Origin of the sequence: Leptospira venezuelensis, from assembly GCF_002150035.1 — a bacterium.
Taxonomy (GTDB): Bacteria; Spirochaetota; Leptospiria; order Leptospirales; family Leptospiraceae; genus Leptospira_B; species Leptospira_B venezuelensis.
This window is the reverse complement of sequence record NZ_NETS01000011.1, coordinates 409,486-421,658: the sequence shown is the minus strand read 5'-3', so window position 1 is coordinate 421,658 and position 12,173 is coordinate 409,486. Positions and strand designations below refer to the sequence as shown.

Sequence of the window (12,173 nt, the reverse complement as noted above, 5' to 3'; positions counted from 1 at the left end):
CCCCGAAGAGTTGTCCACCAATCGGGTTAATCCCACCAAGACCGTGGCCGTGGATATTATAACCCTGACCAAAGCTAATACCGTAAGCGATTAGGTAAACCTCTGCGTGGGAATAAAGCGCTTGTGCAACCTTACTTCTTCTTTTTTTTCTTCTTATCTTTAGTTTTTGGGAATTCTATTTTAGAAGGACCATAGTTTCCTTTTGCAAATTGTTTCTTCTTAGTTTCTGTCCAAGGTAAAACCCAGACCAGTTCTTCTGCCAGAGCAAATAAGTTTTCGTTAATATCCACAAGTTCTTCTACGACTAAGAAGTAGGCAACGCTTGATTTTAATTTGCTATCTCCTTTGCGGATACGTTTCATCTGGTTTTTGTAAATACGGACTTTGATATCAGAAAGTTCTTTTGCTTTTTTACCGGATCTTGCCTTTTCTACCAAGCCTGGGACCTTGTCGGATTGAGCCAAAAGTTCGAAAAGATCTTCTGCGAGTTTACGAAGCTCTTTTAGATCTTCTCTTTCGTCTTTGGTGAGTCCAGTTTGGAAACGATCTATCTTTTCAGAAGTGTTCCTATGGATATTTGTAAGATTTTCTGCAATACGATCTATATAGCCGAGTGCATTTGTGAATGGATGAATGGATTGGAAATCAGACTCGTCGAAATGTCTATCGACCAGACTTAAAAAACCGGAGATGGAAGATTCGTAATTTTTCTTTAAGTTTTTTAGGATCTTAGAAGCTTGTTTAAAGTCCTTCTTCTTCCCTCCAATATAACCGGAAGAAAGTGTATTCATTGCCTTCTTCGCTAATAATAAATTTCCTAATAGGGAAGAAAGCGATTTAGAAAGTGCTTTTTCTGGATGTTTTGAAAGTATAAGAAGTTTTTCCAGATTATCATCATATTCTGCCTTTCTTTTCTTATGGATACGATTGAAAGCAAGTACCAAGAAGAATGTGAATATTAAAACTACTACAACCGCTGCAAAGCCGAAGTAATAAAATAGAGCAGCAACAAATCCACCTGTAAAGGAAGCAAAGACCGCAGTCATAAACCATCCGCCTACAACTGTTAAAACTCCACTTACACGATTAACTGCATTTTCTTTCTGCCAAGCTCCATCTGCGAGAGAAGTTCCCATTGCCACCATGAAGGTCACGAATGTTGTAGAGAGTGGAAGTTTTTCGATAGTTCCAATGAGAATCAACGCAGAAGCGATGAGAATATTTACAGAAGCTCTTAATAAGTCAAAAGCATCGCTTTCATGCAAACGAATTAATTCCAAGGTTCCGCTTTGTTTGAATCTAGAAGAGACCCAATTGCGAATTACTGAAGGTAAAAATCTTTTGATCGGATAATAGATCCCAACTGCAATCTGAACGAAAACTCTTGCAACCAAACTGGATTGATAAGCTTCTACGGTTTCGCCCTGAGAACCTAAACTTACTTCTGTTCTGGTTACTGTTTCTGCCTTCTTGGATTTGAATAATGCAACGATCATGATAAGCGCTGCACCGATCAGAAGTCTATTGTCTGTTAGGACCTCCTTTCCTAAGCCGGATGCCATAGTATTTGCATCCCAGTTTGCAGCCTTGATCAGTTCATGAGTTTGTAAACTTGCGATTGGAACTCCAATAAAGTTCACTAAGTCATTACTTGCGAATGCCATTGCAAGTGCAGCTGTTCCAAATAACACTACGATCTTTAAAACATTAATTTTGGATAAGATCAGAATCTGGAACAGGATAGAAAATCCTATAAAACTTAAAACCAGAATGGTCTTAAAATTGGTTTGGATCCATGCGAGGGTATCTTTACTCAAGAACGTGGATCCTTTCATCGCAGTAAGTAGGATGAAGAAGATCACAACTGTCACTGCCAGTCCTGAAAAAAGGCCTCCGAACCATTTCATTGTTTTTTCCAAACGGAAACTGAAGATCAATCTAAAGAAAAACATTAAGATCAGTCCCGCAAAGAACGCGAGTATTACAGAGAGTGCGATCCCAAAAATGATTTTTAAAGCGGACTCTGAGTTTATGATCTTAAATGCTTCATTTAATGTTTCAGCTTTGAGGATCGCCATGACCAAGGAGGCACCCAGTAATTCAAAAACCAAGGAGACAGTGGTAGAAGTTGGAAGTCCTAAAGTATTGTATAAGTCGAGAAGGATGATATCTGAAACCATCACCGCTAAAAATAGGAACATCAACTCAGCCAGGCTGAAAAATTCGGGATGAAATATCCCTTTTCTAGCAACTTCCATCATTCCACTCGAGCTTAATGCTCCGAGTAAGATACCGAATGCAGAAACAATCAGTATAACTTTTCTGGAAGCCGCTCTAGAGCCGACTGCCGAATTCGTAAAGTTCACTGCGTCATTGGAAACCCCGACGAGTAAGTCCATTACCCCGAGCACAGCCATGACTGCTACTATGATTAAGAAAATATCCATATTCTTATTTCCTGGAATTATTACGAGAAGAGCACCCTGAGAGGGTGATTTGGGTAGTATTTAAGGCAAAGTAGGAGCCTCAACTCAAATTTCCGTTGGTTTCTTTTTCAAAAACTAGATTATGAAATGGGCTTTCGATTTCTCCCCGACCTGAAAGAATGGGTGATCTAACCGGTTTTCTTAGAAAGCGAATAGACCGGCTTATCAATCGTCGCGAAATAAAAAAGGAGGCGGTATGAAGATTTCAGTGGGCAATCTTCCTCAAGAATGGAAGGAAGAAGATTTGGAAAAATTATTCTCCAAATATGGAAAGGCCGAACATATTTCCATTAAAAAGGACAAACTCACGGGACGTTCTCTGGGGTACGGTTCTTTGGAACTGGAAGATGAGGCGGCAAAAAAAGCCCTGGAAGCTTTAAACAAGTACGAGGTTTCCGGAAAAGTTTTAACGGTGGTAGACGCCGACGAATGGAAAAAAGAATTCGATAAAAAACAAACCGTGAAAGGCGGGCCAAGTCACAATAAGGTGCATGGAAGCCAGACAACGGGAGGTTTCGGAAGTTCCGTAAGACGTACTGGAGGTAGAGGAAAATGAATCTAAAAAGAATCTATATATTAACCGCAATTTTAATCTCAGCATTCGTTTTGAGCCTGGGTGTATTTGCTCAAAATGGTCTGGTGATTAAGGACATCAAAAAAGGAACTGGAAAAGAAGCCTTCAATGGGTCTAACGTAACCGTTCATTATACAGGCTGGCTTACCAACGGCAAAAAATTCGATAGCTCCAAAGATAGAGGGACTCCGTTCCGTTTTGATTTAGGCGCTGGGCAAGTGATTCGTGGTTGGGACAAAGGAGTCCAAGGTATGAAAGAAGGTGGGGTCCGTAAATTGACTATCCCGCCTGAAATGGGTTACGGAAGTTCCGGGGCGGGGACTATCCCTCCAAATTCCACCCTGATCTTTGAAGTAGAATTGCTCAAAGTTTACTGACATTTCTGTGTTAATTCTGTTGCTTCTATCCTAATGGAACGGAAGCAACAGTAGCAAAATATCACGATTTCACATCAATTCGTGCCAATCCTTCATCCACTCTCATAAGACTTCTTCTTTTTTTTCAAAATTTGTAATATTTAAACAAGGCTACTCTTCCCATTTACTATAAAGAGAAATCGGGAGGAAGAAAGTTTTGAATAAAGAAAACACATTAACTACTGCATCTTCTTCCCAATACCGTACTCTATTCGAACACCAACCATTGGCTGCTTTTTTAGTAGAAGCAGACGGGACCATTGCTTTAGTAAACCAGAAATTCGAAGATATCTCCGGAAGGAAGAAATCGGAGATAGAAGGAAGAATGAAATGGACTCAGTTCGCTCATCCGGATGATACGGAAAGCCTAACAGATGCATTCCTAGAGAAATTTGGGCCAGAAGTCCCGAAAGTATTCTCTGCAAGAACAAGACTTCTTTCTACGAGCGGATACAAAAAAGTTTATGTAAGAGCAAACAGGATTCCAACGGAAGAAGCTAGAGTGCTTGTTCAAATACAAGAGTTGGACGAGGAAGGTCTACTAAAAGACTATTCGTTAGAAGATTCCGATTATCGCTGGCGTTCCTTTCTAATGGAAGGAATGGATTTCGTAGTTATCATGGACTTGAACGGAAACGTATTATTCATCAATAAAACATTCACTGGTGTTCCAGCAGATGAGATCCAAGGTAAAAACTTTTTCGAAGTATTAAAAACATCTGATGCACTAAAACTACAGTCAGTTATCGCTAGAGTTTTGAATACTGGAAAGCCGGAAGCATTCGAAGAATGGAGTAGTTTTACTGGAAAGAGAAGCCATTATTATATTAGAATTTCTCCTGTGACAAAACAAGGAGAGATCAGCGCGATATTACTTGCGATCTCTGATACTACTCAACAAAAAGAATCTGATTCGGATCGTTTGAGAAGGATGGAATCCCAAAGGCATCGCCAAAAATTGGAAGCTTTAGGAACCTTAGCTGCGGGTGTGGCTCATGAGATCAATAATCCTCTTACAGGTATTTTAAATTACGCGGAACTAGTTCGTACTCAAGTAGAAGAGAACGAATCACTTTCTAAAAACATGGAAGTTATTATCAGAGAAAGTGAAAGAATTTCGGGAATTGTAAGAAGTTTATTAGGTTTTGCTCATAAAGAAGAAGGGATTAAAGCCCATGTTTCTACCGGGGAAATTTTATATTCTTCTTTCCAACTTTTGCTTCCTTTCCTTATCCGAGACGGGATCAAGATAGAAGGTTTGGATGGTTTGGTGGATGCAGACTCTGAGATCCCTCTTGTGATCGGAGAGCCCCAAAAACTAAAACAGGTTTTTCTAAACTTGATCACTAATGCAAGAGATTCGTTGAACGAAAAATATCCTTTCGAAACAGATCTAAAGAAGATACGGGTTTCTCAATCAGTCATTCATAGAGGATCTACTCGATTTGTCCGGATCACAGTTAAGGACTGGGGACTCGGGATAGGAGAGGAGAATTTAAATCGCATTTTTGATCCATTCTTCACTACAAAACCAACCACGGTCGGAACAGGGCTTGGACTTTCAGTAAGCTATGAGATTATCAGGGAATTGGGTGGGGAGATTGAGGTAGAAAGCTCTGAAGACGAGTTTGCCACATTTCATATCATGATCCCCGCTTCGGAAAAGATTTCTTGACCTTGCTTTAGGCAAGGAGATACTTTTGATCTCCTATGTCAGAAGCAGAGGAAAAAACTTCCGGAACTCGTGCACCATTCCAGTCCGCTTCTAGAAAAGATGTCATTCGGATCTTAGAAAGAATCACGGATGCATTTCTATCTCTGGACAGGGAACTTCGGATCTTATACGCCAACTTCGAGGCCGAAAAACTTCTGGATATTATCCGGGAAAACTTAGTGGGCAAAAGATTGCCCGAGATACTCCCCCAATTTAATTATACTAGCTTATTTCCTGCAATGATAGAGTCCATGCATAGCGGACTTCCGAAAGACTTGGAAATCTTAGATCCAAAGGAAAATATCTGGTACGAAGTTCGTATCTTTCCTTCTGTTGAAGATATTGCAGTGTATCTTCGCGATGTAACTGTTAGAAAAGAAGGAGAAGTGAAACTTAAAGAATCAGAAGAAAGACTTTCTGAACTTGTAAGAACTTCTCTGGATTGTATTCTTTCTGTGAATGAATCCATGGAAATAGTAATGCTAAATCCGGCAGCAGAGAAGTTGTTTGGGTACTCTTCTTGGGAAGTTACTGGAAAATCCTTGGAGTTTTTACTTCCCTCAAGGCGCAGAAAATATATTTCCAATGTATTGTTTCAGATAGGAGAAAATCCTGAAAGAGGGATCTTCGGTCCTTTTAGGGCCAGGCGTAAGAATGGAACTGAACCTATTTTAGAAGCATCCGTTTCCAAGGTTAATACCTCCTCCGGAAAGGGGTATACTCTTATACTCAGAGATATCACGGATAGGATCTCTATCCAAAAGAAGTTAAGGGGAACTGTAGAAGAGCTAAAGAATGTAGACAGAGAGAGGTTGGACCTCCTACAAAATCTGGAAGCGGAAGTAGAGTCCCGGTCCAAAGAGCTTTCCAGATTCTATCGTTTGATGAAAGAAGAATTGAATCTTGCTAAACGAGTACAAAACAGTTTACTTCCACCAATCGACTATTCTATCCCTGGAGTTCAAACTTTCGTAAATTACGTCCCAGTAATGGAAGTGGGTGGGGATTGGTTTGATATATTCGAATTTCGTCCTGGAGTTCTTAGAGTCATCCTTGCGGACGCAACAGGTCATGGAGTTCAGGCAGCACTTGTTACAATGACAATTAAAGGAGTTTATGAACCGCTAAAATATTTAGCCGATTCTCCTTTAGAGCTGATTAAAGGGATTAACACGGACTATTGCAGAAATTTCAAAAATCTTCAGATGTATTTTTCCTGTTTTATCTTAGATATAGATACGATAGAAAAAAAGATCCGATTTGCATCTGGAGGTCATCCTGCATTATTATGGAAATCCAAAGCCGGGATTAAACCTTTAGAGAGAACTGGATCTCTTTTAGGTCTGAATTCAAAAATGGAATATCTGGAAGAAGAATATGAATATTCTGAAGGAGATTCCATACTGATGTTGACGGATGGGATCTTTGAGGAATTCGATTCAGAACAAAATCCATTCGGTGAAGAAAGGATCGAAAAAATTTACAAAGAATCTGGACTGAGTGGGCTTGAACTACATTCTCAAATCATAAAAGAAATGAAAGCTCATCTGGGAGAAAAAGATCCCCAGGATGATATCACTCTGATTTCTTTGAACCTGACCTAATCTAAGTTGACCTATTTGCTTAATTAGAAGGACATTCTTTACGTGTCCGAATTTTTTATACTGTTTCCATTACTTTTAATTTTATTAGGATTCGGACTTTCGGAATATATTCTACATATTTCAAGAAGGAATCAGATCCCAGTGCGTATCCATGTAAACGGAACTCGAGGAAAAAGTTCCGTCACAAGATTGATCGCATCCGGTTTAAGGGAAGGCGGATTTCAGGTATTTGCTAAAACAACAGGAACTATTCCAAGGCTTATCTTGCCTGATGGGTCTGAAAAAAATATAATCAGATACGGAACTCCAAATATTTTAGAGCAGAAGTTTGCGATCCAAGAGGCATTCAAACAAGGTGCGAATGCAATTGTTTTGGAATGTATGGCCCTTGTTCCATTCAATCAAAAAGTCTCCGAAGAAAAATTGATCAAGGCCACACATGCGGTCATCACAAATGTAAGAGAAGATCATTTGGAAATTATGGGACCAGAAAAGAAGGATATAGCATTTGCCTTAAGCGGTTCTATTCCGGAATCCAAAGTATTATTTACTTCAGAGAAAGAATTTCTCCCTTTCTTTCGAGAAGTTTGTAAAAGAAAGAATACTGAGATTATTCCAGCTCGTTTTGAAAAATATTCTGATCTAAACTATATGCAAGGTTTTGCATATTATGAACATCCAGAAAATGTGATCTTGGCATTAGAAGTATGTGAATCGCTGGGAGTAAAGCCAGAGATTGCGATAAAAGGTATGTGGTCTCATTCTCCCGATTTGGGAGCGAGTTTCCTTTCTGAATACAATTTTGGCAAAAAAAAGATCATATTTGCAAATGGATTCGCTGCAAATGATCCAAAGTCTGCAGCAAGTATTTGGGAAAATGCGACTTCCCAGCCTTATGAATATGGTTATAAAGTAGCTCTTGTAAATTGTAGGAAAGACAGACCGGAAAGATCGGAACAAATGGCAAAGGAAATCCTTTCCTGGGAAAAAGATAAGCCAGATCTAATTTTGATTGTCGGAGAGGAAACCGGAGTGTTCAAAAAAACCTGTATGAAATTAGGTTTAGGGAATTCGATATTAGAAGATCTGAAGAAGAAAGATGCAAAAGGTATCTTTGAATTTTTTGAAAATTTCTTACCTTCCAATTCTATGGTGGTCGGACTTGGAAATATAGGCGGTTTAGGTTTAGAACTTTTAGAAAATTTAAAACAGAAGGAAATTCTAAAAGGTTAATATGGATTTATTAAGTATTTCCATTGGACTAGGACTCGGAATTAGTTTATTTTTTTCGGAATTTTTCGGAATCGCTGGTGGGCTTGTGGTACCAGGCTACTTTGCTTTGCAGCTCCAAAGTCCAATCAGTATCCTTATTACCTTATCCGTAAGTCTTTGCGTTTTTGGTTTAGGAAAATTCATTTCAAAATTTGTAATATTATATGGAAAGAGAAGGACAGCAATTTTACTTCTTCTTGGATTTATATTGGATGCTATCGGTAACGAGTGGATATTTCCGAAGTTTTTCAACGAGGTTATTCATGTAGAAGCAGAAGTAAAAGCAGTAGGTCATATTATTCCTGGTCTAATTGCAGTTTGGATGGATAGACAAGGTTGGTTGGAAACCTTGGCATCTTTACTCACTGCTTCAGTAATAGTTCGCTTGATCCTGATCTTATTTCTTGGAAAGGAGTTATTGCCTTGAAGGGAATGTATTGGAAATCTTCTAACAAATCAGCTTCCTATTATCTTGTTTTGGCAGTATTTTCTATTTTTGGAATGTATTCAGTGGAATATTTTCGGATTGATAAAATTCAAGATCATTATACCGAAAAAATGGATGCGGCCAAACTCTCTGCAAAAGCATTCGAAGAGATTAAAAAATATAAAAAATCCAAAAGCAAAAAGATAAATCTGAATTTTGATCCTGCTAATTCAGGATTGATTGGTGAATTTTTTACACCCGTTACTAGCAATTTAGGTTCTCTTAAAGCAAAACAGAATTCTATCAATCCAAATTTTGGGGCTTTGGTCTTAGAATATTTAATACAGGTTGGAGTTCAAAACGGAGATACTGTTGCAGTTTCCTTATCGGGCTCCTTTCCTGCATTAAATATTGCGGTCTATTCCGCCGCTCAAGTTTTAGAACTAAAACTTGTAATTATCTCAAGTATGACTTCTTCACAATGGGGGGCGAATGATCCCGAATTTTTATGGCCTGATATGGAGAGGCTGCTATATGACAGAGGAATATTTTCTTATAAGTCTAAAGCTTATAGTTGGGGAGGGATAGAGGACCAAGCGCTCGGGATCTCCAAAGAAGGGTCGAAGATCTTGCAAAATTCCGCCTCTAAAAACTCACTACCAATACTAAATTCCAAAAACTATTCGGAAAGTTTGGAAGAAAGAATGAATTTGTATTCCGCCGTGATTCCTATTTCTAAATACAAAGCCTATATCAATGTGGGTGGTGGAACAGTTTCTGTAGGAACTAAAAAGAATGCTGGGGAATTTATTGCTGGTTTGAATCTTAAACATCCGATTGTGAAAAACGGAAAAGATTCAGTCATGAGGCGTTTCGCAAATGAAGGAATTCCAATTATTCATTTGGTTCGGGTAGAAGAACTTGCTGCAAAAAACGGATTTAGCATTCAGCCTAAAAAACTTCCAGAAATTGGAGAGGGAAAAGTATTTAAAAGAGCTGAATATGATCTTAGTTTAGCTACAGCAGTTTTAATAGGTATTTTAGTTTTGCTTTATATTTTTTTTAAAAGAGACTCATTTATAGAAGAAGATAAAGACGAATCTCTTTAAGATTGCAAAAATTTAAATATTTCCTGATCTCTTTTTGTATCTTCCAATAATACTGATTCATAATGGTTCTTATCCGCTAATTCATAAATCTTCAGGTTTAAGATCTTCTCTTTCATTTTTTCAATAGCTGAAGAAGGTAAAAGTTCGTCTCCCGGTTTGAAATTCGGTTTTAAAGCGCGGATTACAAGCACAGGACAACGTAATGTGGAATACGGCATTACTTTATTTTCTTGGACAGTTTTGATAAATTCTTTAGGATCTTTGAAAAGCCTTGCTACAATACCGCCAGGCTTCATTGCTCCACCCATATTCTTCAGTTCTGAATCGATCACAAACGGGGGAATAGAACATAGAACCGGTCCGTAAAAAGTGTCACCAGGCATTAAGGAAGGGGAAAGTGTTCCGATAGGTTCTAATTCATATAATAAGAAATTTTGAATATTCGTATTCCAAGATGAAAGAAGCGGAGATTTTTTGGCCTCTTGCAGATACATTTCCTTACTTGGGATTCTTCTGCCCAAACGAGCTAAAGAACCTTGGATCATGAGTAGATTCGAAATTTTACGCTTGATGGAAAGTTCTCCTCCTCCGTCAATAAGGACCGCTCTTTCTAATAAGTTAGGATACTTCTCCGCAAATCTAAGAGTGATCCAGGCGCCTAATGAATGGGAGAGGACGGATATTTTAGAATATCCTAATGCAGAGGATAGTTCTTTTAGATCTTGCGCATGAACTCTTGCGGAATATTCTTCTTTTGGTTTGTCTGAATTTCCTCTTCCACGTAAATCATATACTATTACCGTGATCCCTTTTTTAGAGAGACCCTTTGCAATTGGCTCGAAGTTTTTTAGATTTCCTGTAAGTCCATGAACACAGAAAAGTGGGACTTTGGATTTGCCTGGAAAGATCCGATAGGCGATTCGGATTCCGGAGGGTAGAGTTGCTATTTTGGAATCCGAACCGAATTGTAACATTCTGTAATATTTAGGAAACTTCTGCCCCTAGTCGGATCAGAATATTCTCCAAATTTTTTTCCATTTCTGATCTGAATGCTAAATGTAGTAAAGCAATCTTTTCCCTTTTTTTGACTGCGGAGAATCCTTCTCCTTCTCTTTGTAATTTAAACCAAATCCTGGATTCACCGAGTCCTGAAAATTTGATACAAAAATCGTCTTCTTTTAGATCGAATTTTGTAATAGCACCTAATTCTCCTCCGGAGATTGCTTTTGTTAATCTCCGGAGGAATGATTCTGGATCAGATTCATTCACTTTGATCAGATCCATATTATACCGCGATCATATAGATCCCTTGCACAAGACCTACAATAGCTCCTAAGACGGAACCTATTAGAATAAGAACATATTCATCTTCTTGGAAAGCGGATCTTAAGATTGGTTCGAATTCTTCAGGAGGGAGATCTTTCATACGTTTGAACATATTGTTCTCGATGCTCATCGCTCTTCCCATATAGGTTTCGAGTTTAGTAGAACTTCCTGCCAAGGAATCACTTACCTTGCGGATCACTTCTTTTTTGGTATTCTCGAAATCTGAATCTTCGCCTTTATTCTCCTCATCGAGTTGCCCAGCTAAGTTCAATCGAGAAGCGGCGGATTCTGTTTCAGTTTGGATGGTTTCTACAAGAGTTCTTGCGGCTCTTTTGTATAAGATCTCTTCTAATACGTTTCTTGCTGTAAGAACTTGGGTTGCGAATACGTTAGAATATTTTTTAGAAACTTCTTCCTGTCTTGCAATGAATAGTCCTCTGTATTTGATCGGTCCAAGTCTTTTTTCATAAAGAGGACGGAAGATCATTGTGAGTGCCACCCAGTTTGTAATATATCCTACTATGATCCCTTGGATTGGAAGAGTCCACCAGATCGGAAGATAATTCCAAAGGAATGCTTGTGCGATCCCGAGTGCTCCACCAAGAGCCCAGCCACAATGTTCAATAAATTTGAATTCTTTAGAACCGACTTCTTCGAATATGTTTACGATTCTTTCTACATTCGGTCCAGTGAGTTTACGTAATACCAGGGATCTGAAATTGAAAACGGAAGATACATTCTCCTTTACCTGGGTCATGATATTCTTCACTGTGTGAGCGCATTTTTCTTGGACAGCTCTTACGATCTCTTCACCGTGTCCGTTCTCTAAATGTTTTCTAAGAATTGGATTGATATGATGAACGATCTCGTGAGTCGCAGAAGGGATTAGATCGTTTAGAACAGGTTGGAATTCAGTCTCTAACTGATCTGGATCCACTTTGGAGAAAAAGTCCTCTACCTTGATCAGCCTTTCGGTCATGATATTTACCGATTTTAAGGCCAATTTCTGCGCCTTCTTCGGAACAATCCCTTGCCATCCTAAATAAGGCGGAATTCCTACAAATTCTAGTGGATAAAATGTCATTTTTAAGGCTACCACATTGGTAAACCAACCCACGAATCCGTAGGTGAAAGGCATCATAATGATCCCGATCAATTCTTTGTTTTGACTGATGAAGGACAGATCCATATTTTCAATTCCTGTAGCGTGCGCTATACTATTCGGTTCTATTGCAAAGTCCTTTT

11 protein-coding genes are annotated in these 12,173 nt (G+C 38.8%); 7 read left to right on the top strand and 4 right to left on the bottom strand.

The genetic code is table 11. From position 1 onward, the window contains the following. Positions 1–131: 131 nt before the first annotated feature. On the bottom strand, positions 132–2,447 hold the full coding sequence (locus B1C82_RS18185; RefSeq protein WP_086449002.1) for an inorganic phosphate transporter: 2,316 nt from the start codon (positions 2,445–2,447) through the stop codon (positions 132–134). 235 nt (positions 2,448–2,682) lie between these two features. Here B1C82_RS18185 and B1C82_RS18180 point away from each other — a divergent pair, with 235 nt between their 5' ends. The 7 genes from B1C82_RS18180 (at position 2,683) to pgsW (ending at position 9,602) form a co-directional block, all read left to right on the top strand. Then, positions 2,683–3,042: an RNA recognition motif domain-containing protein gene (locus tag B1C82_RS18180; RefSeq protein ID WP_086449001.1), complete on the top strand. Its 360-nt coding sequence runs from the start codon at positions 2,683–2,685 to the stop codon at positions 3,040–3,042. Beyond that, entirely contained in the window at positions 3,039–3,437 is a 399-nt protein-coding gene (locus tag B1C82_RS18175) for an FKBP-type peptidyl-prolyl cis-trans isomerase (protein WP_162494898.1), read from the top strand. The genes B1C82_RS18180 and B1C82_RS18175 overlap by 4 nt, the downstream gene beginning before the upstream one ends. Positions 3,438–3,633: 196 nt before the next feature. Further along, a complete protein-coding gene (locus tag B1C82_RS18170) occupies positions 3,634–5,151 on the top strand; it encodes a PAS domain-containing sensor histidine kinase (RefSeq protein ID WP_086449000.1) in 1,518 nt (505 codons plus the stop codon). A 35-nt stretch (positions 5,152–5,186) separates the two neighbouring features. Beyond that, positions 5,187–6,794 carry a SpoIIE family protein phosphatase gene (locus tag B1C82_RS18165; protein WP_086448999.1) on the top strand — a complete coding sequence of 536 codons (1,608 nt, stop codon included), beginning with the start codon at positions 5,187–5,189 and terminating at the stop codon, positions 6,792–6,794. Between the two features lie 42 nt (positions 6,795–6,836). Then, the gene (pgsB, locus tag B1C82_RS18160; protein ID WP_086448998.1) at positions 6,837–8,027 is read left to right on the top strand and encodes a poly-gamma-glutamate synthase PgsB; all 1,191 of its coding nucleotides are present in this window, start codon (positions 6,837–6,839) and stop codon (positions 8,025–8,027) included. A gap of 1 nt (position 8,028) precedes the next feature. Next, positions 8,029–8,493 carry a poly-gamma-glutamate biosynthesis protein PgsC gene (gene pgsC, locus B1C82_RS18155; RefSeq protein WP_086448997.1) on the top strand — a complete coding sequence of 155 codons (465 nt, stop codon included), beginning with the start codon at positions 8,029–8,031 and terminating at the stop codon, positions 8,491–8,493. A gap of 5 nt (positions 8,494–8,498) precedes the next feature. Then, positions 8,499–9,602, top strand: coding sequence for a poly-gamma-glutamate system protein (gene pgsW, locus B1C82_RS18150; RefSeq protein ID WP_234008388.1), 1,104 nt, complete (start codon positions 8,499–8,501; stop codon positions 9,600–9,602). Here the strand turns inward: pgsW and B1C82_RS18145 are convergent. Genes B1C82_RS18145 through B1C82_RS18135 form a run of 3 tightly spaced genes read right to left on the bottom strand, consistent with a single transcriptional unit; the run spans position 9,599 to position 12,117 of the window. Then, entirely contained in the window at positions 9,599–10,576 is a 978-nt protein-coding gene (locus B1C82_RS18145) for an alpha/beta fold hydrolase (RefSeq protein ID WP_086448995.1), read from the bottom strand. The two genes, pgsW and B1C82_RS18145, sit on opposite strands and share 4 nt — an antisense overlap. 10 nt (positions 10,577–10,586) lie before the next feature. Continuing rightward, complete coding sequence (locus B1C82_RS18140; RefSeq protein ID WP_086448994.1) at positions 10,587–10,886, bottom strand: hypothetical protein; 300 nt, start codon at positions 10,884–10,886, stop codon at positions 10,587–10,589. A gap of 1 nt (position 10,887) precedes the next feature. Beyond that, positions 10,888–12,117 (bottom strand): DUF445 domain-containing protein, encoded by a 1,230-nt coding sequence (locus B1C82_RS18135; RefSeq protein ID WP_086448993.1) that lies wholly within the window; start codon positions 12,115–12,117, stop codon positions 10,888–10,890. Positions 12,118–12,173: the final 56 nt, after the last annotated feature.